The 23,359-nt window shown below is 65.4% G+C and carries 25 protein-coding genes; 5 read left to right on the top strand and 20 right to left on the bottom strand.

The features are described from left to right. Positions 1–440 precede the first annotated feature (440 nt). Positions 441–1,685 (top strand): flagellar hook protein FlgE, encoded by a 1,245-nt coding sequence (flgE, locus tag CFB46_RS23765; protein ID WP_089501477.1) that lies wholly within the window; start codon positions 441–443, stop codon positions 1,683–1,685. A 101-nt stretch (positions 1,686–1,786) separates the two neighbouring features. Here flgE and asd read toward each other — a convergent pair whose 3' ends face one another. The 8 genes from asd to CFB46_RS23725 all read right to left on the bottom strand — a co-directional run bounded on the left by asd (position 1,787) and on the right by CFB46_RS23725 (position 8,493). Next, complete coding sequence (gene asd, locus CFB46_RS23760) at positions 1,787–2,908, bottom strand: aspartate-semialdehyde dehydrogenase (RefSeq protein ID WP_027782622.1); 1,122 nt, start codon at positions 2,906–2,908, stop codon at positions 1,787–1,789. An 85-nt stretch (positions 2,909–2,993) separates the two neighbouring features. After that, the gene (locus CFB46_RS23755) at positions 2,994–3,113 is read right to left on the bottom strand and encodes a hypothetical protein (RefSeq protein ID WP_006756675.1); all 120 of its coding nucleotides are present in this window, start codon (positions 3,111–3,113) and stop codon (positions 2,994–2,996) included. A 120-nt stretch (positions 3,114–3,233) separates the two neighbouring features. Continuing rightward, positions 3,234–4,301 (bottom strand): 3-isopropylmalate dehydrogenase, encoded by a 1,068-nt coding sequence (leuB, locus tag CFB46_RS23750; RefSeq protein ID WP_089501476.1) that lies wholly within the window; start codon positions 4,299–4,301, stop codon positions 3,234–3,236. Positions 4,302–4,380: 79 nt separating this feature from the next. Next, positions 4,381–5,031 (bottom strand): 3-isopropylmalate dehydratase small subunit, encoded by a 651-nt coding sequence (gene leuD / locus CFB46_RS23745; RefSeq protein WP_027782620.1) that lies wholly within the window; start codon positions 5,029–5,031, stop codon positions 4,381–4,383. Between the two features lie 67 nt (positions 5,032–5,098). Next, positions 5,099–5,245: an entericidin A/B family lipoprotein gene (locus CFB46_RS23740; protein WP_027782619.1), complete on the bottom strand. Its 147-nt coding sequence runs from the start codon at positions 5,243–5,245 to the stop codon at positions 5,099–5,101. 3 nt (positions 5,246–5,248) lie between these two features. Next, the gene (gene leuC, locus CFB46_RS23735) at positions 5,249–6,658 is read right to left on the bottom strand and encodes a 3-isopropylmalate dehydratase large subunit (protein WP_089501475.1); all 1,410 of its coding nucleotides are present in this window, start codon (positions 6,656–6,658) and stop codon (positions 5,249–5,251) included. A gap of 216 nt (positions 6,659–6,874) precedes the next feature. Beyond that, complete coding sequence (locus tag CFB46_RS23730; protein ID WP_089501474.1) at positions 6,875–7,636, bottom strand: Tat pathway signal protein; 762 nt, start codon at positions 7,634–7,636, stop codon at positions 6,875–6,877. 35 nt (positions 7,637–7,671) lie between these two features. Beyond that, positions 7,672–8,493, bottom strand: coding sequence for a hypothetical protein (locus CFB46_RS23725; RefSeq protein WP_027782616.1), 822 nt, complete (start codon positions 8,491–8,493; stop codon positions 7,672–7,674). A 350-nt stretch (positions 8,494–8,843) separates the two neighbouring features. Between CFB46_RS23725 and CFB46_RS23720 the strand changes: the two genes are divergently transcribed. Together CFB46_RS23720 and CFB46_RS23715 are read left to right on the top strand one after the other, a co-directional pair. After that, positions 8,844–9,167 carry a cupin domain-containing protein gene (locus CFB46_RS23720; protein ID WP_027782615.1) on the top strand — a complete coding sequence of 108 codons (324 nt, stop codon included), beginning with the start codon at positions 8,844–8,846 and terminating at the stop codon, positions 9,165–9,167. A gap of 120 nt (positions 9,168–9,287) precedes the next feature. Next, the gene (locus CFB46_RS23715; RefSeq protein ID WP_027782614.1) at positions 9,288–10,013 is read left to right on the top strand and encodes a glutathione S-transferase; all 726 of its coding nucleotides are present in this window, start codon (positions 9,288–9,290) and stop codon (positions 10,011–10,013) included. 30 nt (positions 10,014–10,043) lie between these two features. Here the strand turns inward: CFB46_RS23715 and CFB46_RS23710 are convergent, their stop codons facing one another. The 5 genes from CFB46_RS23710 to CFB46_RS23690 all read right to left on the bottom strand — a co-directional run bounded on the left by CFB46_RS23710 (position 10,044) and on the right by CFB46_RS23690 (position 14,984). Continuing rightward, positions 10,044–11,606 carry an amino acid permease gene (locus CFB46_RS23710; RefSeq protein WP_089501473.1) on the bottom strand — a complete coding sequence of 521 codons (1,563 nt, stop codon included), beginning with the start codon at positions 11,604–11,606 and terminating at the stop codon, positions 10,044–10,046. A gap of 102 nt (positions 11,607–11,708) precedes the next feature. Next, complete coding sequence (locus tag CFB46_RS23705) at positions 11,709–12,173, bottom strand: Lrp/AsnC family transcriptional regulator (RefSeq protein ID WP_089501472.1); 465 nt, start codon at positions 12,171–12,173, stop codon at positions 11,709–11,711. Positions 12,174–12,272: 99 nt separating this feature from the next. Beyond that, positions 12,273–13,031 carry a dimethylarginine dimethylaminohydrolase family protein gene (locus CFB46_RS23700; protein ID WP_089502320.1) on the bottom strand — a complete coding sequence of 253 codons (759 nt, stop codon included), beginning with the start codon at positions 13,029–13,031 and terminating at the stop codon, positions 12,273–12,275. A gap of 202 nt (positions 13,032–13,233) precedes the next feature. After that, entirely contained in the window at positions 13,234–14,484 is a 1,251-nt protein-coding gene (locus CFB46_RS23695; RefSeq protein ID WP_089501471.1) for a DUF1479 domain-containing protein, read from the bottom strand. A gap of 110 nt (positions 14,485–14,594) precedes the next feature. Continuing rightward, positions 14,595–14,984: a VOC family protein gene (locus CFB46_RS23690; protein WP_089501470.1), complete on the bottom strand. Its 390-nt coding sequence runs from the start codon at positions 14,982–14,984 to the stop codon at positions 14,595–14,597. A gap of 71 nt (positions 14,985–15,055) precedes the next feature. Here CFB46_RS23690 and CFB46_RS23685 point away from each other — a divergent pair, with 71 nt between their 5' ends. Continuing rightward, positions 15,056–16,033, top strand: coding sequence for a helix-turn-helix domain-containing protein (locus tag CFB46_RS23685; RefSeq protein ID WP_089501469.1), 978 nt, complete (start codon positions 15,056–15,058; stop codon positions 16,031–16,033). Positions 16,034–16,123: 90 nt separating this feature from the next. Here CFB46_RS23685 and gltA read toward each other — a convergent pair whose 3' ends face one another. The 7 genes from gltA to CFB46_RS23650 all read right to left on the bottom strand — a co-directional run bounded on the left by gltA (position 16,124) and on the right by CFB46_RS23650 (position 22,046). Then, positions 16,124–17,425, bottom strand: coding sequence for a citrate synthase (gene gltA / locus CFB46_RS23680; protein WP_027782607.1), 1,302 nt, complete (start codon positions 17,423–17,425; stop codon positions 16,124–16,126). A gap of 53 nt (positions 17,426–17,478) precedes the next feature. Next, positions 17,479–17,751 carry an FAD assembly factor SdhE gene (locus CFB46_RS23675; protein ID WP_027782606.1) on the bottom strand — a complete coding sequence of 91 codons (273 nt, stop codon included), beginning with the start codon at positions 17,749–17,751 and terminating at the stop codon, positions 17,479–17,481. 10 nt (positions 17,752–17,761) lie between these two features. Then, positions 17,762–18,463 carry a succinate dehydrogenase iron-sulfur subunit gene (locus CFB46_RS23670; RefSeq protein ID WP_059237255.1) on the bottom strand — a complete coding sequence of 234 codons (702 nt, stop codon included), beginning with the start codon at positions 18,461–18,463 and terminating at the stop codon, positions 17,762–17,764. Between the two features lie 21 nt (positions 18,464–18,484). Further along, the gene (sdhA, locus tag CFB46_RS23665) at positions 18,485–20,260 is read right to left on the bottom strand and encodes a succinate dehydrogenase flavoprotein subunit (protein WP_027782605.1); all 1,776 of its coding nucleotides are present in this window, start codon (positions 20,258–20,260) and stop codon (positions 18,485–18,487) included. Between the two features lie 3 nt (positions 20,261–20,263). After that, positions 20,264–20,632: a succinate dehydrogenase, hydrophobic membrane anchor protein gene (sdhD, locus tag CFB46_RS23660; RefSeq protein WP_006487767.1), complete on the bottom strand. Its 369-nt coding sequence runs from the start codon at positions 20,630–20,632 to the stop codon at positions 20,264–20,266. A 4-nt stretch (positions 20,633–20,636) separates the two neighbouring features. Further along, complete coding sequence (gene sdhC / locus CFB46_RS23655) at positions 20,637–21,053, bottom strand: succinate dehydrogenase, cytochrome b556 subunit (RefSeq protein ID WP_027782604.1); 417 nt, start codon at positions 21,051–21,053, stop codon at positions 20,637–20,639. A 168-nt stretch (positions 21,054–21,221) separates the two neighbouring features. After that, a complete protein-coding gene (locus tag CFB46_RS23650; RefSeq protein ID WP_089501468.1) occupies positions 21,222–22,046 on the bottom strand; it encodes a GntR family transcriptional regulator in 825 nt (274 codons plus the stop codon). 288 nt (positions 22,047–22,334) lie between these two features. Here CFB46_RS23650 and CFB46_RS23645 point away from each other — a divergent pair, with 288 nt between their 5' ends. Further along, on the top strand, positions 22,335–23,321 hold the full coding sequence (locus CFB46_RS23645) for a malate dehydrogenase (RefSeq protein WP_006479357.1): 987 nt from the start codon (positions 22,335–22,337) through the stop codon (positions 23,319–23,321). Positions 23,322–23,359: the final 38 nt, after the last annotated feature.

Below are 23,359 nucleotides of genomic sequence, written 5' to 3'. Positions count from 1 at the left end.
CGCCCTCAACCATCCACCCTGCCCGCCGTTAATGAATCAACAGCCGAAAATCAAAACAAATCCCGACCGGCAATCAATCCCCTTCCAACCAATTCCAATTCATCGATAAGAAGACAATTCCCCTCTCTTATCGAAGAAATGAAAATTTACACCACCAAAGCACCACCCCATAAGGCTTTCAGCCCACTCTGCACGCCCCATTATTCATATAAAAACGGTCATTTCTGCATCAATTCAATTTCATTACACAAAATTACACAGATCCGATAATCACCGCCGATACGATCGTCTTCAAACAGCAATCGGCACATTTCGACCATGCGCGTGCCCATGCCGGAAAGGCGGGCGCGCGCTTGGCCGGGCTGATGCCGTGAAGTACCGGAGGGCCATCGCGCAGTCGCACGACTGCATCCACTCACCAGCTCGTTACGGGGACGAACATGGGCTATCAGCAGGGTTTGAGCGGGTTGGCCGGTGCGTCGAGCAATCTCGACGTGATCGGCAACAACATCGCGAACGCAAACACGGTTGGCTTCAAACAGGGACGCGCGAATTTCGCCGACATGTACGCGAATTCGGTCGCGACGTCGGTCAACACGCAGATCGGCATCGGCACGCGGGTCGCGTCGGTGCAGCAGAATTTCGGCCAGGGGACGATCGATTCGACGAAATCGTCGCTCGACGTCGCGATCAACGGCAACGGCTTCTTCCAGATGTCGAGCAACGGCGTGACCACGTACTCGCGCGACGGCACGTTCCATCGCGACAAGAACGGCGCGATCGTCGACTCGCAAGGCCGCAACCTGATGGGCCATGGGGCAGGCGCGGGCGGCGTGATCAACACCGCGCAGACCGTGCCGCTGCAGGCGCCGACCAGCAACATCGCGCCGCGGGCGACGAGCAAGATCACCGGCCAGTTCAACCTGAACGCGCAGGACAAGGTGCCGACCAAGACGCCGTTCAACGCGAACGACAACACGACGTACAACTACAACTCGTCGATCCAGGTCTACGATACGCTCGGCGGCTCGCAACAGGTCACGATGTACTTCGCGAAGAGCGCGCCCGGCACGTGGCAGGCCTACGCGGGTGCACAGGGCCAGACGCCGACGAATCTCGGCACCGTCACGTTCGACGCATCGGGCCGGATCAGCTCGACGACGTCGGCCGCGACCGGCCAGCCGACGCCGAGCCTCGGCCAGTTCGCATTCGCGATCCCGAACACGACGGGCGGCGCCAATCCGCAGAACCTGACGCTCGACCTGGACGGCACGACGCAGTACGGCGGCAAGGACGGCGTGAACAACCTCGCGCAGGACGGCTTCGCGAGCGGCACGCTGACGACGTTCTCGATCGGCACCGACGGCAAGCTGACCGGCAACTACTCGAACGGCCAGAGCGCGGTGCTCGGCATGATCGCGCTCGCGAACTTCAACAACCCGAACGGGCTCGTGAACATCGGCGGCAACCAGTATGCGGAAACGGCCGCGTCGGGCGTGCCGCAGATCTCCGCGCCGGGCAGCACGAACCACGGCACGCTGCAGGGCAGCGCACTGGAAAACTCGAACGTCAACCTGACCACCGAGCTCGTGAACCTGATCACCGCGCAACGCAATTACCAGGCGAATGCGCAGACGATCAAGACCCAGCAGGCCGTCGACCAGACGCTGCTGAACCTGCGCTGAACCGCGCATGAAAAAACGCGCCGCGCCGGCCCTGAATCTCGAGGCCGACGCGGCGCGTCATGTGGTGCAGCCCGGCCTGCGGGCCGGACAGCGGAGCGGGCTTACTTGTCGAGCAGGATGCGCAGCATGCGGCGCAGCGGCTCGGCCGCGCCCCACAGCAGCTGATCGCCGACCGTGAACGCCGACAGGTATTCGCCGCCCATCGCGAGCTTGCGCAGGCGGCCGACCGGCACCGACAGCGTGCCGGTGATCTTCGCCGGCGACAGGTCGCGCATCGACGCTTCACGCTCGTTCGGCACGACCTTCACCCAGTCGTTCGCCGACGCGAGGATGCCGTTGATCTCGTCGAGCGGCACGTCCTTCTTCAGCTTGATCGTCAGCGCCTGCGAGTGGCAGCGCATCGCGCCGATCCGCACGCACAGGCCGTCGACCGGGATCGAACCCGGCTCGCCCATCGCCGGCTTGCCGAGGATCTTGTTGGTTTCCGCGCCGCCCTTCCACTCTTCCTTCGACATCCCGTTGCCGAGATCCTTGTCGATCCATGGAATCAGCGAACCGGCGAGCGGCACGCCGAAGTGGCTCGTCGGCATCGCATCGCTGTTCATCGCGGCCAGCACGCGGCGGTCGATGTCGAGGATCGCGGAAGCCGGATCGGCGAGCTGTTCCTGCACCGCGCCGTTCAGCGTGCCCATCTGCGACAGCAGCTCGCGCATGTTCTGCGCGCCCGCGCCCGATGCGGCCTGGTACGTCATCGCCGTCATCCAGTCGACGAGGTTCTCGCGGAACAGGCCGCCGAGCGCCATCAGCATCAGGCTGACCGTGCAGTTGCCGCCGACGAAATTCTTCGTGCCCTTGACGAGCGCATCCTTGATCACGTCGAGGTTGACCGGATCGAGGATGATGACCGCATCGTCCTTCATCCGCAGCGACGATGCGGCGTCGATCCAGTAGCCGTTCCAGCCGGCCGCGCGCAGCTTCGGGAACACGTCGTTCGTGTAGTCGCCGCCCTGGCACGTGATGATCACGTCGCACTTCTTCAGCTCGTCGACGTTGGTCGCGTCCTTGAGCGTGGTCTCGTTTTTCGCGAACGACGGCGCCTTGCCGCCCGTGTTGCTGGTGCTGAAAAACACCGGTTCGATCAGGTCGAAATCGCCCTCTTCCTGCATACGCTGCATCAGGACGCTGCCAACCATGCCGCGCCAACCTACGAGACCTACGTTCATGACTAACCCTTTGCTTTGAATGGAGCTTCCCCGCCATTTCCGTCCCCGCGTGACCGCGCGGGGAAACAGGCGGGCACGACGGCGATCAGCGTTTAATGATCGTTTTCGTGGTAATGGTTTTCGTGATGACGATGGCGCGCGCACCCGCACGGGCAGTGTTGCCGTGGAGTTTCAGGACCGGGGAGATCAGGGAAATCAGCGCCATCGTTCGAGTCTACACAAAGCCGGTGGCCCGCACAACGGCCAACCGCGCGCGAACCGGCCGATTTTTACGGCTCGTTCGCGCCCTTTTCCACATTAATTACCGCACTTCATTTCCACGCGCTTACAGCGCGGCGACCACCGCGTCGCCCATCGCGGCCGTGCCGACCTGCTTGCAGCCCGGCGTCGCGATGTCGCCCGTGCGGTAGCCCTGTTCGAGCACCGTTTTCACCGCGCGCTCGATGCGATCGGCCTGCTCCGCGCGATTCAGCGAGTAGCGCAGCAGCATCGCGGCCGACAGGATCGTCGCGAGCGGGTTCGCGATGCCCTTGCCCGCGATGTCCGGCGCCGAACCGTGCGACGGCTCGTACAGGCCCTTGTTGTGCTTGTCGAGCGACGCCGACGGCAGCATGCCGATCGAGCCCGTCAGCATCGACGCTTCATCCGACAGGATGTCGCCGAACATGTTGCCGGTGACGATCACGTCGAACTGCTTCGGCGCCTTCGCGAGCTGCATCGCCGCGTTGTCGACGTACATGTGCGACAGCTCGACGTCCGCGTACTCCTTCGACACGTCGATCATGACGTCGCGCCAGAACTGCGACGTCTCCAGCACGTTCGACTTGTCGACCGACAGCAGCTTCTTCGCGCGCTTCTGCGCGGCCTGGAACGCGACGTGCGCGATGCGGCGCACTTCCGGCTCCGAATAGCGCATCGTGTCGAAGCCTTCGCGCTCGCCGGCGAACGGGCCGTCCGGCGCCGCACGCACCCCGCGCGGCTGGCCGAAGTAGATGTCGCCGTTCAGTTCGCGCACGATCAGGATGTCGAGGCCCGCGACGAGCTCAGGCTTCAGCGGCGACGCATCGACGAGCTGCGGATAGCAGATCGCCGGGCGGAAGTTCGCGAACAGCTCGAGGTGCTTGCGCAGCCCGAGGATCGCCTGCTCGGGGCGCAGCGCGCGCTCCAGCGAGTCGTACTTCCAGTCGCCGACCGCGCCGAACAGGATCGCGTCGGCCTGCTTCGCGAGCGCCAGCGTCGCGTCGGGCAGCGGATGGCCGCTCGCCTCGTAGCCCGCGCCGCCGACCGGCGCCTGTTCGAGTTCGAACTTCTCGTCGAGTGCGTTCAGCACCTTCACCGCTTCATTGACGATTTCCGGACCGATGCCGTCGCCGGGCAGCACTGCAATCTTCATGCGAAATTCCTGACTGGGTAGGGTGTTGGGGAGACCGGCGGCCGGGCGCACGCGCGGCGCGCCCGCCCGCAGCGCGCGATCAGCCGACCAGCTTGGTGTTGAGCCACGGCTGCTTCACGAGCCGTTCCGCTTCGAACTGGCGGATCTTGTCCGCGTGGCGCAGCGTGAGGCCGATGTCGTCGAAACCGTTCAGCAGGCAGTACTTGCGGAACGCGGCGATCTCGAACGGATACTCGCGGCCGTCGCCCGCACGCACGACCTGCGCGTCGAGATCGATCGTCAGTTGAAAGCCGTTGAACGCGGCCGTCTCGTTGAACAGGTGATCGACCTGCTGCTCGGTCAGCACGATCGGCAGCAGACCGTTCTTGTAGCAGTTGTTGAAGAAGATGTCCGCGAAGCTCGGCGCGATGATCGCGCGGAAGCCGTACTGCTGCAGCGCCCACGGTGCGTGCTCGCGCGAGCTGCCGCAGCCGAAGTTCTTGCGTGCGAGCAGCACCGATGCGCCCTGGTAGCGCGGCTGGTTCAGCACGAAGTCCGGGTTCAGCGGACGCTTCGAGTTGTCCTGGCCCGGCTCGCCGTGATCGAGGTAGCGCCATTCGTCGAACGCGTTCGGACCGAAGCCCGTGCGCTTGATCGACTTCAGGAACTGCTTCGGGATGATCGCGTCGGTGTCGACGTTCTCGCGATCGAGCGGCGCCACGACGCCGGTATGTACAGTGAATTTTTCCATGATCCGTCTATCCGGTTGAAGGGCCGGCGTTCAGCCGGCGCACATCGACAAATTCTCGGTGGCGGCGTCAGTCCGCGGCGCGCTGCAGCGCGTTGCCGGCGGAATGGACGTCCTCGCCGAAGCCTCGGACGGTATTGCAGCCGGCCAGGCCGAAGCCCAGCCCCGCCAGCGCCAGCACGGCAACCAGCCGCGCAATGATTTTCGATGCCGTCACGTGTTACCCCAACTGGCGAATGTCGACGAAGTGACCTTCGATCGCCGCGGCCGCGGCCATCGCGGGGCTCACGAGATGCGTGCGACCGCCCGCGCCCTGCCGCCCTTCGAAGTTGCGGTTCGACGTCGACGCGCAGCGCTCGCCCGGCTCGAGCCGGTCGGCGTTCATCGCGAGGCACATCGAGCAGCCCGGCTCGCGCCATTCGAAGCCCGCATCGGTGAATACCTTGTCGAGCCCTTCGCGCTCGGCCTGCGCCTTCACCAGGCCCGAGCCCGGCACGACCATCGCGAGCCGCACGTTCGGCGCGACGCGGCGGTTCAGCTTCTTCACGACATACGCGGCCGCGCGAATATCTTCGATCCGCGCGTTCGTGCACGAGCCGATGAAGATCTTGTCGACCTTGATCGCTTCGATCGGCGTGTTCGGCTCGAGCGCCATGTAGGCCAGCGCGCGCTCCATCGCGTCGCGCTTGACCGGATCCTTTTCGCGCTCGGGATCGGGCACGCGCCCGTCGATCGACGTGACCATTTCCGGCGACGTGCCCCACGTGACCTGCGGGACGATCTCGGCCGCGTTCAGCTCGACCACGCGATCGAACTGCGCGCCGTCGTCCGACTTGAACTGGCGCCAGTATTCGACGGCCTGATCCCATTCCGCGCCGGTCGGCACGAACGGACGGCCCTTCAGGTAATCGATCGTCGTATCGTCGACGGCAACCATGCCCGCGCGCGCGCCGGCCTCGATCGCCATGTTGCAGACGGTCATGCGGCCTTCCATCGTCAGCGCGCGAATGGTCGAGCCGCCGAATTCGATCGCGTAGCCCGTGCCGCCCGCGGTGCCGATCTTGCCGATGATCGCGAGCACGATGTCCTTCGCGGTACAGCCGCGCGGGAGTGCGCCCTCGACCTTCACGAGCATGTTCTTGCTCTTCTTCTGCAGGAGCGTTTGCGTCGCGAGCACGTGCTCGACTTCCGACGTGCCGATGCCGTGCGCGAGCGCGCCGAACGCGCCGTGCGTCGACGTATGCGAATCGCCGCACACGATCGTCATGCCCGGCAGCGTCGCGCCCTGCTCCGGCCCGATGATGTGGACGATGCCCTGGCGCATGTCGTTCATCTTGAACTGCGTGATGCCGAATGCGTCGCAGTTCGCGTCGAGCGTGTCGACCTGCAGCTTCGAGACGGGATCGGCGATGCCGTGGCTGCGGTCCGTCGTCGGCACGTTGTGGTCCGACACGGCCAGGTTCGCGCTGATGCGCCACACCGGACGCTGCGCGATCTTCAGCCCTTCGAATGCCTGCGGGCTCGTGACTTCATGCAGCAGCTGACGGTCGATGTAGAGCAGGGTCGTGCCGTCTTCCTCGGTGTGGACCACGTGGGTGTTCCACAGTTTGTCGTAGAGAGTCTGTGCCATGGGTATGCGGGGTCGTTGTGACTACAAGCCTTGCGGATGCGGTCGATTATGCCACGCGGAACCCGCCACGGCGCAGGCAGGACGCGAAAAAACCCATTAAAAACAGTGGTTTGGCTGGTAGTGCCAATACCTGTATCGGCATTACCAGCCAAAACGGGGCACGCACGAGCCGGCGCGCGGCGAGCGCGCGTGCGGGGCCTGTATCCGTGCCCTCGCTCAGCCGTTCGGATATTCGCGATTGATCAATTCGAGCCGCAGCATCGCGAGCTGCATGCCGGCGTTGCTCATCAGGTAAAGATCGCGCCGTCGCATCGCCGCCTGCTGCGCCGATGTATCGTAGACGTTCGGCAGCGACAGCCCTCCCGGCACCGCTGCCTGCATCCCCGCCGCGTTCGATACGCGCACGGCGATCGACGCCTGATCGCGATGGGTGACCACGCCGATCTTGCCGAGCGCCGCGGCCGACCCGGCCTGCCTGACGATCGAGGCGGCCACGCCATCGGGCGTCGATATCGGGCTGCCTGCGACCGCGGCAGGCGTCGGGATCGACGTCACGCCGGCCGCCAGTCCGTACTTCGACGCGAGCACGCTCGCGACTTCCTGCTGCGCGAAGATCGGCACCGCGACTTTCTGCCGGAGCTGGAACACGGTATCGGCGATCGCCTCGTTCACGGGGCCCGGCACCGGCGCGGCGGCCGATGCCCCGGCGCGACCGCCGAAGCCGAACGCGACGATCGTGTCGATGGCGGCGGGGTCGACGGTGGGCGGCGTCCACGAGAAAAACGTGTCGAGCAGGTAACCAGTTTCGTCGGCGGCGGTCGCGCGATCGTTCAGTTCGTTGGTCAGCTTGCCGAGCATCTGGCGCTGCAGTTCCGCATCGGAAACGGGGACGTCGCCCGCGAAAGCGGGTGCGGCGGCGGCGGCGCACGATGCGGCGAGCAATGAAGTGGAAGCCAGGAAATGGCGGCGGTTCGTCATGGTCACGGGAGTCGAATGAAAAACAATGGAAAGCATCAGCCCTTGGGGAACGCCTGCATCGTCGCGGTCATCGCGTGCGTCAGCATCTGCGCATACATGTCGTGTACGAGATAGAGGCTGCGGTTGCGCGTCCACGGCTGGCCCGACTGCGGGTCGTACGTCGTCGGCAGCGGCACCTCGGCGACCGCAGCGGCCGTCATGCCCGCCTGCTGCGAGGTCTGGATGCAGCGCTTCGCATGATCGCGATGGCCGACCACCGCGACGGTGCCCATCGCCGCCGCCCCGCCCGCGCGCGATACGGCCACGGCCGCGACACCCGCGGTGCTCAGGTACACGATCGAGCCGTCGCTCGCGATCACCGGCTCGATCGACGACAGCGCGTCGGCGCCCAGCCCGTATTTCGACACGAGAAAACGCGCGATTTCCCACTGCGCGTAGATCTTGACGGGTTTCAACTGGCGGATGCGGTACACGGCGTCCGCGAGCGCTTCGTTCACCGGCCCTGGGTCGGGCAGCGCCGACTGGTTGCCGCCGGTGCTCGACGTATTGCCGCTCGCCGCGTTCGGGCGATTGCCGAAGCTGTACGCGACGATCGCGCCGATCCGCGCGGCCGGCGCCGTCGGCAGCGCCCATGTGAAGCCGACATCGGTCATCGCCGGCACGATCGCATCGACCGTCGCCGCATCACCGAGCTGGGCGTTCAGTTTCGCGGACATTTGCGCGGCGAGCGCGGCGTCGCCGATCGGCGCCGACGTGACGTCGTCGCCGCCACACGCGCTGAGCAATGAAGCCGCCGCGACGGCCGGCGCGGCGGACAGGAACGTTCTGCGGGACGAAACCGGGGAATGCTGACTCATGAGTGCGAGACGAAAGAATGCGAATAACGAGCGCGCATGACTGCAGGCACGATCGCCGGATTTCGCGGGATCAAAGGGAAAGGCCATCGGGCAATCACGCACGAATCGGCATCGCGACGTGTGGTCGACTGACGAAGCGCGATCGTAGGCGGCGTCGGTTAAATTGCGGTGAAAATACCGGTCGAATCCGCTCGGCTGCTGCTCCGTTCCGCCGATGGTCGAATCCGTTTCACATGTGGCGAGCTGATCGCGCCTTTGTTTCGCCGATGGCCATCGCGGAGTTTCGAGATATCGACATGCGCGCTACGATGGCGCAACGCACGTTCCCGTGATCCGGACCCGGAGTCCCCATGAAGCTCGGCCTGAACGAATCGCTTGCGCGCCTCGACGAGGCGGGCACACTGTTCACGACGCTGTTTCGCCACGGCACGCTCGACGTCGAGCTGTACCGGCCGCGCATCGAGGACCGGCAGGCTCCGCATGTGCGCGACGAGATCTACGTGATCGCCGCCGGCACGTCGCGCTTCGTCGTCGACGGGCGCGAATGCGACGTCGCGGCCGGCGACGCGCTGTTCGTTCCCGCGCACGCCGAGCACCGCTTCGTCGGCTTCTCGGACGATTTCTCGACGTGGGTGTTCTTCTACGGCCCCGAAGGCGGCGAACGCGGCGCGTGACGCACGACGCGCGCGGCACTTTTCAGACGATCTCCTAGACTGTCTATTCGCAGCGGGCGCGCATGGCCGCCCCACCGTCACGCAGCCGGCAGCATTCGGTGCAACGAACAGGAGAACAGCATGCGATATGAACTCTATTACTGGCCCGAGATCCAGGGTCGCGGCGAATACGTGCGGCTCGCGCTCGAAGCGGCCGAAGCCGATTACGTCGACGTCGCGCGCGAATCGGGGCGCGGGATGGGCGTGTCGGCGATGATGCGCATGATGGACAGCACGAAAGCCGAATGCGTGCCGTTCGCGCCGCCGTTCCTGAAGGCGGGCGACGTGGTCGTCGGGCAGACCGCGAACATCCTGCTGTTTCTCGGCGCGCGGCTCGGGCTCGCGCCGGACGACGAAGCCGGCCGGCTGTGGGTGCACCAGATCCAGCTGACCGCCGCCGATTTCATCACCGAGATCCACGACACGCACCATCCGATCGGCAGCGGCCTGTACTACGAGGACCAGAAGGCGGAAGCGGCCGAGCGCGCCGCCGATTTCCTCGAGAACCGGCTGCCGAAATTCCTCGGCTACTTCGATCGCGTGCTCGAGCAGAACCCGCACAAGAGCGGTTATATCGCGGGCAGCGCGCTCAGCTATGCGGACCTGTCGATGTTCCAGTTGATCGAGGGCCTGCGCTATGCGTTCCCGAAAGCGATGAAGCGCGCGGAGCGCAAGGTCGCGGCGCTCGTCGCGCTGCACGATCGCGTCGCGCAGCACCCGCCCGTCGCGCGCTACCTCGAGTCGGAGCGCCGCATCCCGTTCAACGACATGGGGATCTTCCGGCACTATCCGGAGCTGGACAAGTAACGCCGGCAAGGTCCGCACCCGCGCGGGCGGTCAGTGCGGCTGCCCGTGCTGCGCGGCGGCCGCGTCGACGGCCTCGACCGAGCGCGTGAGCCACGGCCCGATGTCCATCTCCTCGTAGCACACGAGCCGGCTCTTGCGCGCGCGGCGATACGCCCACCAGATCGCGACGAACAGCGGAATCCACACATAGATCGACAGCACTTCCATCCAGTCGATGCGCGCCGCGAAGAACGCCTGGTAATCCTGGCCGAGCGAAATCACGATGCAGACCGCGATCGCGAACACCGGCCCGAACGGAAACCATTTCGCGCGATACGGCAGTTGATCGAGCCGATAGCCCTGCTTCAAAAATCCCTTGCGGAACCGGTAATGGCAGACCGCGATGCCGAGCCACGCGATAAAGCCGGTGATGCCGACCGTATTCAGCAGCCATAGATAGATGCGCTGGTTGTTGGTCAACGACGTGAGGAAACACAACCCGCCGACGGCCATCGTCGCGTACAGCGCGTTGCGCGGCACGCCGCCCGGCGACAGCCTCGCGAACATGGCCGGCGCACGCCCTTCCGATGCGAGGTTGTACAGCATCCGCGTCGCCGCGTAGGTGCCGGAATTGCCGGCCGACAGTACGGCCGTCAGGATCACCAGATTCATCGCGCCGGCGGCGAGCGGGAACCCCGCGTGGCTGAACACCAGCGTGAACGGGCTCACGCCGATGTCGGTCACGTCGCTCTTCAGCAGGTTCGGATCGGTGTACGGCACGAGCAGGCCGATCACGAAAATCGCGAGCACGTAGAACAGCATGATCCGCCAGAAGATCTGCTTCACCGCGCGCGGGATGGTCTTGCGCGGGTTTTCCGATTCGCCGGCCGTGATGCCGACCAACTCGGTGCCGAGGAACGAAAAACCCGCGATCAGCGCGACGCTCATCATCGCGTGCACGCCGCCGACGAACGGCGCGTCGCCGGCCGTGAAGTTGCGCCAGCCGACCGGATGCCCGGTGCCGGTATGCCCGCCGCCGGTATGCCCGCCGCCGAGCACGCCGGCCGCGATCAGCAGCCCGGCCGCGATGAACGCAATCACGGTGACGACCTTGATCAGCGAGAACCAGTATTCCGATTCGCCGAAGCCGCGCACCGACAGCGTATTGAGCAGGAAGATCAGCACGAGGAAGCTCGCGCCCCACCACACGCCCGGCACCGACGGAAACCAGTAGCGCATCACGATTTGCGCGGCGACCAGCTCGATCGCGATCGTCACCGCCCAGCTGTACCAGTAGGTCCAGCCGAGCGCGACGCCGAAACCTTCGTCGACGTACTTCTCGCCGTAGATCGCGAACGAGCCCGATACCGGCATCAGCGCCGCCATCTCGCCGAGCCCCGTGACGACGAAGTAGACCATGATCCCGATCGCGAGATACGCGGCGATCGCTCCGCCCGGCCCCGCCTGCGCGACGGACGCGCCCGACGCGACGAACAGCCCCGTGCCGATCGAACCGCCGATCGCGATCATCGCGATGTGGCGGCCCTGCAGCCGGCGCTTCAGCGTCGCCCCGGACGGCGCGGCCGTCTGCGCTGCCGCTTGCATAGCATCCATAGTGTTCATCCTGATTGTGACCCGGCCAACCGATTTGATTTGGAATGCAAATCGATTGATCCGGTCATTCGCGTTGAAACCGGCCCTGCCGGGCCGGTCGCCTCACACGAGGCTGCGCTTGATCGCCTGCAGTTCGGCCGTCGTCACGATCTTCTCGATCCGGAACCGCGGACTTTCCAGCCACGCGTTCGCGATCCGCCGGTACTCGTCGAGATCCTCGCACGCGAGCCGCACGAGAAAATCGAACGTGCCGCTGACGAGCCAGCAATCGAGCACGGCCGGATTCGCGCGCATTTCCTCCTCGAACGGTGCCTGCGAGCGCCCATGATCGGCCAGCACGATCTGCGCGATCACGACGATCGGCTTGGTCGCGCGCGGCGCCTTGATCACCGCGCGATACCCTTCGATCACGCCGAGCGCCTCGAGCCGCTCCACGCGCGCCTGGCACGGCCGCGGCGTGAGGTTCACGCGTTCCGACAGCTTCCGGTAGGAAATTCGCCCGTCGGTACGCAGAATGTCGAGGATCCGGAGATCGATCTTGTCGAGCTGCATCTTCTTGTCGGTCATCCGCGTTCGCTCCGGTCGGGTCCTGGCTCATGCGCGGAGCGTCTGCCGTTCCGCGCGGGGGGCCACATTATCCGGCCGAAGCGGCCGCGCGCCAATCGGCTAGAACCGCAGCGACAGGCAGGTCAGGCCGCCGTCCATCTTGCGGAACTCGCTCGTGTCGATCACGTGCAGCGGCAAACCGAGCGACGCGATCGCGTCATGCACGCGCGGATAACCGGCCGGTGTGATCAGCGTGCCGTTCACGCGCAGCGTGTTGCCCGCGTATTCGTCCGCGGCCGCGATCGCGATCCGGCGATAGTCGGCGAACGCCGGATGCGCGGCCAGCGCGTCGGTCACGAGCAGCGTGTCGTCGCCGAGCGCGTTGACGACCGATTTCAGGTGCAGGCCTGCGCCGACCGGCACCGCGACGACCGAATAGCCATGGCGCGACACCAGCGCGTCGAATGCGGCGATGCCCTCGGCATCGGTGCGGCTCGTCAGGCCGATGAAGAAGCGCTTGCCGACCAGCATCACGTCGCCGCCGTCGAGGCGGCCGGACTGCATCGGCAGCAGGTCGCGATGGGCGGCCAGCGCCGCTTCGATATGAACCGTCTCGCCGCGCCGGGCGGGCGCGCCGGGGCGCGTGATCACCGCGAATTCCGGCGTGACGACGGCGACGTCCTCGACGAAATGCGAATCGGGAAACGCATCCAGAGGCGGTAGTTCGGTCAACTTGACGCCGAGCCCGCGCAGCGCATCGCAGTATGCATGGAACTGCGTGAGCGTCTTGTCGTAGTCGGGCGCCCCGAGCGCGGCGGTGGTGAGGCCCGCGCCACAGGACGGCGCGGGACGGCGAACGATCGCTTGCGTGAATTGCATCGACTCCTCCATGATCTGCGCCGCCTCCGTGCGGCGCACGGGCCGGCGGCGTTGTGTCCGGACCATTATCGGAAGCCAAATTGCGCAATTCGCGTCGATTTCGGCGGCACCGACAGCCGTTTGCGTCGAATTGCGCGCACCCCGCAGCGGATTCGGGCCGCTCGCCGTCTCGCGAACGGCCGTTTCGCCCGCCGCACGCGCGTTACACGCCGGGCTCGAATCCCATCTGCGCACGGCCGAGCGCCGTGAGCTCGCCCTCCCCCGCGCGCCCGTCGAATTCGACCTCGAAATGATCGGCCGGGAAATCGGGCGGGCTGTCGCCACGCAGGAACGCGGAACGCTGGCGGTGCAGGTACGCGTCGTTCTTCGCGCAGCCGGGCGCGGCCGCGATGTACATCACGTTGCTGTCGCCGCTGCCGCGATGCGCATCCTCGACCGCATGCACGACGTCGCCGTGCCAGAACACCGCGTCGCCCGGCGCCATGTGCGGGATCGGCACCAGCGCGTCGAGCAGCAGCGCATGCCATTCGGGCCGGATGGAAAGCGCGCGGCCGGGACGTGCGCCGCACAGGTCGTCGTCGGCGACGTCGTCCTGCAGCGCACGCAGCACGACATAGGCCATCGCGTTCGCGACCGGGATCAGCTGCAGCGTGCCGTCGCCGGGCCCCTGCAGCGTCAGTGCGGTCCAGCCCTGGAAGGTGCGGAACATCGAGCACACGGCCGGCGACGGAATCTCCTCGACGTCGGGACGAAACGCCGCATCGAACGGATCGTAATCGCGCCAGCGGCCGGCCAGCACGTGGCGATAGACCCGGCGAAAATTCGCGCCGAGCCAGCGCTCGACGGAGCCGCCGTCGACATGCGGCGACAGCCCGAGCGACGTCGAGCCGGGCGGCCGGCGGCGAATCCGGTCCGCATAGGCGGGCACCTGGTCGGGATCGAAATGCGCGCGTGCGCCGTCCGCATGCCGCCACAGGCGATTCAGGAACACCCGCGCCTGCGTGAGCGCCGGCGACTGGCGCGCAGCGACCTGCGGCTTCGACCAATAAACGCCGTAGATCTGCGGCTTGCCCGATGCGAGGTTGCCGAAATAGCGGTCTTCCGCGCGCGCGTGCAACCGGTCGGCGAAGCGGTTCGCCTCCAGATACGCGCCGATCTCGTCGTTCCAGTCGCGCGCCTGCCGCGCATCGAACACACCGCGGATCACGACCGCGCCATGCGTGCGGATCGCGGCAATCGCGTGCGGATCGACCTTGCCGGCCGCGATATCCGCGAACGGCACGACCGGAATCACGTCGCGGCCCTGCGCGTGCGCGCGGCGGATCGCGTCGACCTGCCGTGCGATGTCGCCTTCCAGCTCGCGGAACGTGGCCGCATAACCGGGCAAGTCGGCGCGCAGCGCCCGTTTGGCCGCTTGGATCGCGGCCGGCAGATCGTCAATCGTCAGTTGCATCGTCGTCTCCTCGCTGAAGCGTGTCGTGATGTGCTGTCAGCGTACGGCCGGCGCATGGCCGATATCACTACGATCCGGTCAATGATCGATACAATCCTGACAATCGTGCATCACTCGCGACGATGGCAGACCACGCAGAGCTTGTTGCCGTCCGGGTCGCGGAAATAGGCGCCGTAGTAGTCGCGGTGATAGTGCGGCCGCAGGCCCGGCGGCCCTTCGCAGGCGCCGCCCTGTCGCAGCGCGAGCGCGTGGCAGCGATCGACGTGTGCACGGGTCGGCGCATCGAACGCGATCGTGTGGCCATTGCCCGGTTCGGGCGGCCGGCCATCGAGCGGCTTGCCGAAGAAGAACAGCGGCCGCTCGGCGTCGGCCGGCATCCAGCCCGACCAGCCGTCCGGTTCGCGGAATTTCAGACGCAGCCCGAGTTCCGCGAACAGCGGCGCGTAGAAATCGTAGGCGCGCGCCGTATCGCTGACGCCCACGCAAACATGTGAAAACATGGCATCGCTCCGTGGTAAGGATCGCTCACGATCATGCCACGACGCGCTGCCTGCCCCTACCGGAGGCCGCGATGAAACCGCAATACGAGCACGTGACGTTCGCGCCCGGCTGTTCGATCCGCGTCTATCACCGTCAGCTCGCGCGCATTCCGTTCGAGTGGCATCGCCACCCCGAGTACGAACTGACGCTGACGCTCAACAGCCGCGGCCAGCGCTTCATCGGCGATCATGTCGCGCGCTACGCGGACGACGATCTCGTGCTCGTGCCGCCCAACCTGCCGCATACGTGGTCGTCGAACGCGCGCATCGATCGCGACGCGCCCGAGGTCGCGCTCGTCATCTGGTTCGACGGAGACTGGGTGCGGCGGCTGGCCGACTGCTGCCCCGAATACGCGCCGCTGCGCTCGCTGCTGCGGCGCGCGGCGCCGGGCCTGCGCTTCGACGTGGAGACGGCCCGCGCGATGCGCGCGCGACTGGCGTTGTTGCTCGATCCGTCGCCGCGCGTGAGGCTCGCGGCCACGCTCGACACGCTTGCCGATCTCGCGCAAGCCGGCGGCGAACCGCTCGCCACCGCGCACGCGTACGACCGGCCCGACGGCGCGTCCTCGGCCGCCGACTCGGCCGCGCCCGAAACCGAACGCCTCGATCGCGTGCTCGACGCGATCGACCGGCATTTCCACGAACCGCTGCGCATCGACGCACTCGCCGCTGCCGCCCACCTGTCCGAACGCACGCTGCAACGGCTGTTCGTCCGGCATCTCGGCGAAAGTGTCGGCCGCTACGTGCAACGGCTGCGGCTCGCGCACGCCTGCCGCCATCTCGTCGGCACCGACTGGCCGATCGCGACGGTGGCCGAGCGCTGCGGCATTCCGAATGCCGCGAACTTCAATCGCCAGTTCCTCGCCGCGCGCGGCACGACGCCCGGCGCGTACCGGCAGTTCTTCAAGCAGCACGGCCACGCACCCGACGACGATGCGCCGGCGCTCGGGACCCGGCCGCCGTCGCTGGAGCGCCGCGCCGGATCGGGCCAACGTCGGCCGCGCAAATGAAAACACCCCGACGGGCTGACCCGTCGGGGTGTCGTGGCGTTGCGATTGCCCGACGCGAGCGGCCTGCCGGCCGTTCGCGCCGCACACGGTTCAACGTGCGTTGAGCGGCTTTGCTTCGCGCGGCGTATCGCCGATGAACAGCTGACGCGGACGGCCGATCTTCTGTTCCGGATCGGCGATCATTTCGTTCCACTGTGCGATCCAGCCGACCGTACGTGCCATCGCGAAGATACACGTGAACATCGACGTCGGGATGCCCAGCGCGCGCTGGACGATGCCCGAGTAGAAGTCGACGTTCGGGTACAGCTTGCGCGACACGAAGTATTCGTCTTCCAGCGCGATCTTCTCGAGCTGCATCGCGAGCTTGAACAGCGGGTCGTCGTGCAGGCCCAGTTCGTTCAGCACTTCGTAGCACGTTTCGCGCATCAGCTTCGCACGCGGGTCGTAGTTCTTGTACACACGGTGACCGAAGCCCATCAGCTTCACGCCCGAATTCTTGTCCTTCACCTGCTTGATGAATTCGGGGATGTTGTCCGGCGAACCGATCTGCTCGAGCATGTTCAGCGCGGCTTCGTTCGCACCACCGTGCGCCGGGCCCCACAGACACGCGATACCGGCCGCGATACACGCGAACGGGTTCGCGCCCGACGAACCGGCCAGGCGGACCGTCGACGTCGATGCGTTCTGCTCGTGATCGGCGTGCAGGATCAGGATACGGTCGAGCGCGCGAACCAGCACATCATTGACCTTGTACTCTTCGCACGGGTTCGAGAACATCATGTGCATGAAGTTCGCGCTGTACGACAGTTCGTTCTTCGGATAGACGAACGGCTGGCCGATGCTGAACTTGTACGCCATCGCGACGAGCGTCGGCAGCTTCGCGATCATGCGGATCGCCGACACTTCGCGGTGGCGCGGATCGTTGATGTCGAGCGAGTCGTGATAGAACGCCGACAGCGCGCCGACGGCCGCCACCAGCACCGCCATCGGGTGCGCGTCGCGGCGGAAGCCGCGGAAGAAGAAGTGCATCTGCTCGTGCACCATCGTGTGCTTCGTGACGGTGTCGACGAATTCCTTCTTCTGCGCGGCGTTCGGCAGTTCGCCCTTCAGCAGCAGGTAGCAGCTTTCGAGGAAGTCCGCGTTCTGCGCGAGGTTGTCGATCGGGTAGCCGCGGTACAGCAGTTCGCCCTTGTCGCCGTCGATGTACGTAATCGCCGAATTACAAGCTGCCGTCGACATGAAGCCCGGGTCGTATGTGAACTTGCCGGTCTGGCCGTACAGCTTGCGGATGTCGATCACGTCCGGGCCCATCGTGCCCTTGTAGATCGGCAGTTCGACGCTCGGCGAGTTGTCGCTGAACGATAGCGTGGCTTTAACATCAGACGGAGTCATGGCACATCCTCAATCGAAATAAAGAAACGGGATTCGATAACGGGCGTAACGTGTTACACGTTGCGCAGCATCTCCAACAGCCGGCGGATGTCCGGGCTGTCTAGGTCGCCCTCTGGTTCCTTGCGCGCGAGGAGCAAGTCCATCAGGTCGTTGTCGCTCAGATCGAGCAGGCGCGACAACGCGCCTACGTCTGCATCGGTGAGGTCATGCTCGTATCTGCCGAAGAAACGCTCGAATACGATGTCGTTTTCCAGCAGACCCCGCCGCGCGCGCCAGCGAAGGCGCGCGCGGCGGTGCGGGTCGGATTGATGCGAATCGTCGCTCATTGCTCCGGCCTTAAACCGCGCGGCGAACCATCAGTTCCTTGATCTTGCCGATCGCCTTCGTCGGGTTCAGGCCCTTCGGGCAAACGTCGACGCAGTTCATGATCGTGTGGCAACGGAACAGACGGTACGGGTCTTCCAGATTGTCGAGACGCTCGCCGGTGGCGGTGTCGCGGCTGTCCGCGATGAAGCGGTAAGCCTGCAGCAGGCCGGCCGGGCCGACGAACTTGTCCGGGTTCCACCAGAAGCTCGGGCACGACGTCGAGCAGCTCGCGCACAGAATGCACTCGTACACGCCGTCGAGTTCGTCGCGCTCTTCCGGCGACTGAAGGCGTTCCTTCTCCGGCGGCGGCGCGTCGTTGATCAGGTACGGCTTGATCGAGTGGTACTGGTTGAAGAAGTGCGTCATGTCGACGATCAGGTCGCGCACGACGGGCAGGCCCGGCAGCGGACGCAGCACGATCTTCTGCGGCAGGTCGTTCAGGTTCGTCAGGCACGCGAGACCGTTCTTGCCGTTGATGTTCATCGCGTCCGAACCGCACACGCCTTCGCGGCACGAACGGCGGAACGACAGCGTCTCGTCCAGTGCCTTCAGCTTGACCAGCGCGTCGAGCAGCATGCGCTCATGCTGGATATCGAGCTCGTACGTCTGCATGCGCGGCGCTGCGTCCTTGTCCGGATCGTAGCGGTAGACTTCAAAAATGCGTTTTGCCATTTCGGATTCCTTTGACTCGGCTTAGAACGTGCGCGGCTTCGGCGGCACGGATTCGACCGTCAGCGGCTTCATTTGAACCGGCTTGTAGTCGAGGCGATCGCCTTCGCTGTACCACAGCGTGTGGCGCAGCCAGTTCTCGTCGTCGCGGTGTTCGTAGTCGCTGTGCGCGTGCGCGCCGCGGCTTTCCTTGCGCGCTTCCGCCGACACCATCGTCGCGCGGGCCACTTCGATCAGGTTCTCCAGCTCGAGCGCTTCGACGCGCGCGGTGTTGAACACCTTCGACTTGTCCTTCAGGTGGATGCTTTCCACGCGCGCCGCCAGGCCGGCCATCTGGTCGACGCCTTCCTTCAGCAGCGCCGACGTGCGGAACACGCCTGCGTGCTTCTGCATCGTCGCGCGGATGTCGTTCGCGACGTCCTGCGTGTATTCGCCCGACGTCGACTTGTCGAGCTTGTTCAGACGCGCCAGCGAGAATTCGCCTGCATCGGCCGGCAGCGGCTTGTGTTCCTTCTGGCTCTTCACGTGCTCGACGATGTGGTTGCCGGCCGCGCGGCCGAACACCACGAGGTCCAGCAGCGAGTTCGTGCCGAGGCGGTTCGCGCCGTGCACGGACACGCACGAGCACTCGCCCACTGCGTAGAAGCCGTTGACCGGTTCCTTGTGATCGCGCGACGTGCCGACGACCTGACCGTGGATGTTGGTCGGGATGCCGCCCATCTGGTAGTGAATCGTCGGGACGACCGGGATCGGTTCCTTGATCGCATCGACGTTCGCGAACTTCAGCGCGATTTCGCGGATCGACGGCAGACGCTTCATGATCGTCTCGGCGCCGATGTGCGACAGGTCGAGCAGCACGTGATCCTTGTTCGGACCCACGCCGCGGCCTTCCTTGATTTCCTGGTCCATCGAACGCGACACGAAGTCACGCGGCGCCAGATCCTTCAGCGTCGGCGCGTAGCGCTCCATGAAGCGCTCGCCGTTCGCGTTGCGCAGGATGCCGCCTTCGCCGCGCACGCCTTCGGTGATCAGCACGCCCGCGCCGGCCACGCCGGTCGGGTGGAACTGCCAGAACTCCATGTCCTGCAGCGCGATACCCGAGCGCGCCGCCATGCCGAGGCCGTCGCCGGTGTTGATGAACGCGTTGGTCGATGCCGCGAAGATCCGGCCTGCGCCGCCCGTCGCGAACAGCGTCGTCTTGCCTTCCATGATGTAGACGTCGCCCGTCTCCATCTCCAGAGCCGTCACGCCGAGCACGTCGCCGTCCGCGTCGCGGATCAGGTCGAGCGCCATCCATTCGACGAAGAACTGCGTCTTCGCTTCGACGTTCTGCTGGTACAGCGTGTGCAGCAGCGCGTGACCGGTACGGTCGGCGGCCGCGCAAGCGCGCTGGACCGGCTTCTCGCCGTAGTTCGCGGTGTGGCCGCCGAACGGGCGCTGGTAGATCGTGCCGTCCGCGTTGCGGTCGAACGGCATGCCGAAGTGTTCGAGTTCGTACACGACGTTCGGCGCTTCACGGCACATGAATTCGATCGCGTCCTGGTCGCCGAGCCAGTCGGAGCCCTTGATCGTGTCGTAGAAGTGGAAGTGCCAGTTGTCTTCGCTCATGTTGCCGAGCGACGCACCGATACCGCCTTGCGCGGCCACCGTGTGCGAACGCGTCGGGAACACCTTCGACAGCACGCCGACCGACAGGCCCGCGCGCGACAGTTGCAGCGCCGCGCGCAAGCCGGAGCCGCCCGCACCGACGATCACGACGTCGAACTTGCGGCGCGGGAGGGAAGTTTTGATTGCAGCCATTCTTTACACTCTCCAGAGAATCTGCGCGGCGTAGCCCGCACATGCGAGCAGCCAGACGATGGTCAGCGATTGCAGCAGCAGGCGCACACCGACGGGCTTCACGTAGTCCATCCAGATGTCGCGCACGCCGACCCATGCGTGGTAGAAGAGGGAAAGCAGCATCACGAAGGTTGCGAGCTTCATCCATTGCGCGGCGAAGATCGAGGCCCAGCCTTCGTACGAAAAATCGTGCGCGCCGAAGAACAGGACGAGCAGAATGACCGTGTAGACCGCCATGATCGTGGCGGTGACGCGCTGCGCGAGCCAGTCGCGCAGGCCGTAGTGGGCGCCGACGACGAGGCGCTTCGAGCCGATTCGGTTATTGGCTGCCATTTTCTTAGAATGCTCCGAACAGTTTGAGTGCCATGGCGATCGTCAGTGCGATCGAGACGACAAAGACGACGACGGCCGTCCGCTTGCCGCCTTCCTTCGTGACGGCGTCGTGGTTGACGTCCATCAGCAGGTGGCGAATGCCGGCGCAGAAATGGTGGAAGAAGGCCCACGACAACGCGAGGACGATCAGCTTGACGACGATGTTGGAGAGGAAAACCTTGAAGACTTCGAAGCTGAGCTCGGAGGTGAGGCTCTGGTCGAAGAGGAACAGCAGGAACGGCAGGAACAGAAACAGCAGCGCGCCGCTGACTCGGTGGAGAATCGACAATGTCGCCGCCAGCGGCATGCGATATTTCAACGTGATGTCGCCGATTCCGATGTTCCGGTATTCCGGCCTCGGCTTTCTTACTGCGTCAGTCATGCTAGACCCCTACTATGTTGTCACACTAATCCGCGATTTTAGCGCCTTTTTATATCGCGCTGCAGCGAAAGTCTGCTCTGGATAGTTGCGCGAACTAGAATAAAGGCGGCCCGAAACGTGCTTCGCGAGCGTGGGAAACGCGAACGCACACGGCTGAGCCGAACGTCGTCAGCTCAAGTCATTCTGATAGTAGTACCCGGTTGTGACATACCAGCCGCGACGCACTTCCACCGGCCGGTCCCCGTACGTATAGGACACGCGCTCGACCGACAGCAGCGGGAAGCCCGCCGGCACGTGCAGCAGGTCGGCCACCGCCGGATCCGCCGCCACCGCGCGGATCTTCTCCGTCGCGCGGATCATCCGCGTACCGAACTCCGTCTCGAACATCGCGTAGAGCGGCCCCTTGTACTCGCTCAACCGCTCGAACGTGAGCCCGCGGAACATCGCGCCCGGCAGCCAGATCTCGTCGAGCACCGTCACTTCGCTGTCGAATTCCAGCAGGCGGCGCACCTGCACGACGGGATCGGCCGGCTTCAGGTCGAGCTGCCGCGCGATCTCGGCCGGCGCGCGCAAGCGCCGGCATTCGAGCAGACGGCTCACGTGCGGGTGCTCGGCGCCGTCGTCGGCCAGCAGACGCAGGAAGCGGAATTGCGCGCGATCCTCGTTGTGCGTTGCAACAAAAGTACCCTTGCCCTGGCGCCGGACCACGAGGTTTTCGGCGGCCAGCTCGTCGATCGCCTTGCGCACGGTGCCCTGGCTGACCTTGTAACGGGCCGCGAGCTCCACTTCGCTGGGGATGATCTCACCCGGCTTCCATTCGCCGGATTCGAGGCTTTGCGTGATCAATGACTTGATCTGCTGGTATAACGGGCTGAACGTCGGCGATGCGGACGCCGCGGGCGAGGCCGCGGCGTCGCCCGCGCTCGGCTGCCCTGGGCCGCCTGCGCCGGTCTGATTCGCGGTGTTCGCCTGGTTCGATGTCATGGCGCGCATTTCATCACAAACCGCACTTTTTCGTCCACTCAATTTCCGCAAAACATCTGTCTTATATAAGACATATGATACCGTTTGACTTTGCGCGTGACGCCTCCTACACTCCCGGTCGAGCAAGGGTTCGCGGGTGCAACAGCGCGTCCCCGGCTACGTGCCACGGCCGTCTCCAGGTTCACCGCGTCTGCCATCGCGAGTCCTCCGCCCTGCTTCAATGCAACGCTACGCACAACGCGCATAGAATGGCGTTTTCACTCGCGTCCAACGCTTCACCCGTCCTGGAGATTTTCAATGGCTAAGCCCGCAAAGCGCGTTGCCGTCACCGGCGCCGCAGGTCAAATCGCTTACTCCCTGCTGTTCCGCATCGCGAACGGCGACCTGCTCGGCAAGGACCAGCCGGTCATCCTGCAACTGCTCGACCTCCCGCAAGCCCAAGGCGCCGTCAAGGGCGTCGTGATGGAACTCGACGACTGCGCGTTCCCGCTGCTCGCGGGCGTCGTGATCACCGACGATCCGAAGGTCGCATTCAAGGATGCAGACGTCGCGCTGCTGGTCGGTGCGCGTCCGCGCTCGAAGGGCATGGAGCGCAAGGACCTGCTGTCGGCGAACGCCGAAATCTTCACGGTTCAGGGCGCCGCGCTGAACGAAGTCGCGAGCCGCGACGTGAAGGTGCTGGTCGTCGGCAACCCGGCGAACACGAACGCGTACATCGCGATGAAGTCGGCGCCGGATCTGCCGAAGAAGAACTTCACGGCCATGCTGCGCCTCGACCACAACCGCGCGCTGTCGCAGCTCGCCGCCAAGTCGGGCAAGCCGGTCGCGTCGATCGAGAAGCTCGCCGTGTGGGGCAACCACTCGCCGACGATGTACCCCGACTTCCGCTTCGCGACCGCAGAAGGCGAATCGCTGCTGAAGCTGATCAACGACGACGTCTGGAACCGCGACACGTTCATCCCGACCGTCGGCAAGCGCGGCGCGGCGATCATCGAAGCGCGCGGCCTGTCGTCGGCCGCGTCGGCAGCCAACGCGGCGATCGACCACGTCCGTGACTGGGTGCTCGGCACGAACGGCAAGTGGGTCACGATGGGTATCCCGTCGGACGGCTCGTACGGCATCCCCGAAGACATCATCTACGGCGTGCCGGTCACCTGCGAAAACGGCGAATACAAGCGTGTCGAAGGCCTGGAAATCGACGCGTTCTCGCGCGAGAAGATGGACGGCACGCTGGCCGAACTGCTCGAAGAGCGCGACGGCGTCGCCCACCTGCTGAAGAACTAAGCATCACGCATCGCGCCGGGCGGCCTGCGGGCGCCCGG

This window comes from Burkholderia sp. HI2761 (assembly GCF_002223355.1).
GTDB lineage: Bacteria > Pseudomonadota > Gammaproteobacteria > Burkholderiales > Burkholderiaceae > Burkholderia.
Note: the sequence above shows the minus strand (reverse complement) of the source record. Positions and strands in the feature narration are given on the sequence as shown.

Coding starts and splice junctions, on each gene's coding strand:
- CFB46_RS23705 (WP_089501472.1), bottom strand. CDS start 12,173: ATGACCGACAAGAAGATGCAGCTCGACAAGATCGATCTCCGGATCCTC.
- CFB46_RS23650 (WP_089501468.1), bottom strand. CDS start 22,046: ATGCGCGCCATGACATCGAACCAGGCGAACACCGCGAATCAGACCGGC.
- leuB (WP_089501476.1), bottom strand. CDS start 4,301: ATGAAGATTGCAGTGCTGCCCGGCGACGGCATCGGTCCGGAAATCGTC.
- CFB46_RS23690 (WP_089501470.1), bottom strand. CDS start 14,984: ATGTTTTCACATGTTTGCGTGGGCGTCAGCGATACGGCGCGCGCCTAC.
- sdhC (WP_027782604.1), bottom strand. CDS start 21,053: ATGACTGACGCAGTAAGAAAGCCGAGGCCGGAATACCGGAACATCGGA.
- sdhD (WP_006487767.1), bottom strand. CDS start 20,632: ATGGCAGCCAATAACCGAATCGGCTCGAAGCGCCTCGTCGTCGGCGCC.
- CFB46_RS23675 (WP_027782606.1), bottom strand. CDS start 17,751: ATGAGCGACGATTCGCATCAATCCGACCCGCACCGCCGCGCGCGCCTT.
- CFB46_RS23715 (WP_027782614.1), top strand. CDS start 9,288: ATGCGATATGAACTCTATTACTGGCCCGAGATCCAGGGTCGCGGCGAA.
- asd (WP_027782622.1), bottom strand. CDS start 2,908: ATGAACGTAGGTCTCGTAGGTTGGCGCGGCATGGTTGGCAGCGTCCTG.
- leuC (WP_089501475.1), bottom strand. CDS start 6,658: ATGGCACAGACTCTCTACGACAAACTGTGGAACACCCACGTGGTCCAC.
- leuD (WP_027782620.1), bottom strand. CDS start 5,031: ATGGAAAAATTCACTGTACATACCGGCGTCGTGGCGCCGCTCGATCGC.
- CFB46_RS23730 (WP_089501474.1), bottom strand. CDS start 7,636: ATGACGAACCGCCGCCATTTCCTGGCTTCCACTTCATTGCTCGCCGCA.
- CFB46_RS23720 (WP_027782615.1), top strand. CDS start 8,844: ATGAAGCTCGGCCTGAACGAATCGCTTGCGCGCCTCGACGAGGCGGGC.
- CFB46_RS23710 (WP_089501473.1), bottom strand. CDS start 11,606: ATGGATGCTATGCAAGCGGCAGCGCAGACGGCCGCGCCGTCCGGGGCG.
- CFB46_RS23670 (WP_059237255.1), bottom strand. CDS start 18,463: ATGGCAAAACGCATTTTTGAAGTCTACCGCTACGATCCGGACAAGGAC.
- CFB46_RS23700 (WP_089502320.1), bottom strand. CDS start 13,031: ATGCAATTCACGCAAGCGATCGTTCGCCGTCCCGCGCCGTCCTGTGGC.
- CFB46_RS23645 (WP_006479357.1), top strand. CDS start 22,335: ATGGCTAAGCCCGCAAAGCGCGTTGCCGTCACCGGCGCCGCAGGTCAA.
- flgE (WP_089501477.1), top strand. CDS start 441: ATGGGCTATCAGCAGGGTTTGAGCGGGTTGGCCGGTGCGTCGAGCAAT.
- sdhA (WP_027782605.1), bottom strand. CDS start 20,260: ATGGCTGCAATCAAAACTTCCCTCCCGCGCCGCAAGTTCGACGTCGTG.
- CFB46_RS23755 (WP_006756675.1), bottom strand. CDS start 3,113: ATGGCGCTGATTTCCCTGATCTCCCCGGTCCTGAAACTCCACGGCAAC.
- gltA (WP_027782607.1), bottom strand. CDS start 17,425: ATGACTCCGTCTGATGTTAAAGCCACGCTATCGTTCAGCGACAACTCG.
- CFB46_RS23685 (WP_089501469.1), top strand. CDS start 15,056: ATGAAACCGCAATACGAGCACGTGACGTTCGCGCCCGGCTGTTCGATC.
- CFB46_RS23725 (WP_027782616.1), bottom strand. CDS start 8,493: ATGAGTCAGCATTCCCCGGTTTCGTCCCGCAGAACGTTCCTGTCCGCC.
- CFB46_RS23695 (WP_089501471.1), bottom strand. CDS start 14,484: ATGCAACTGACGATTGACGATCTGCCGGCCGCGATCCAAGCGGCCAAA.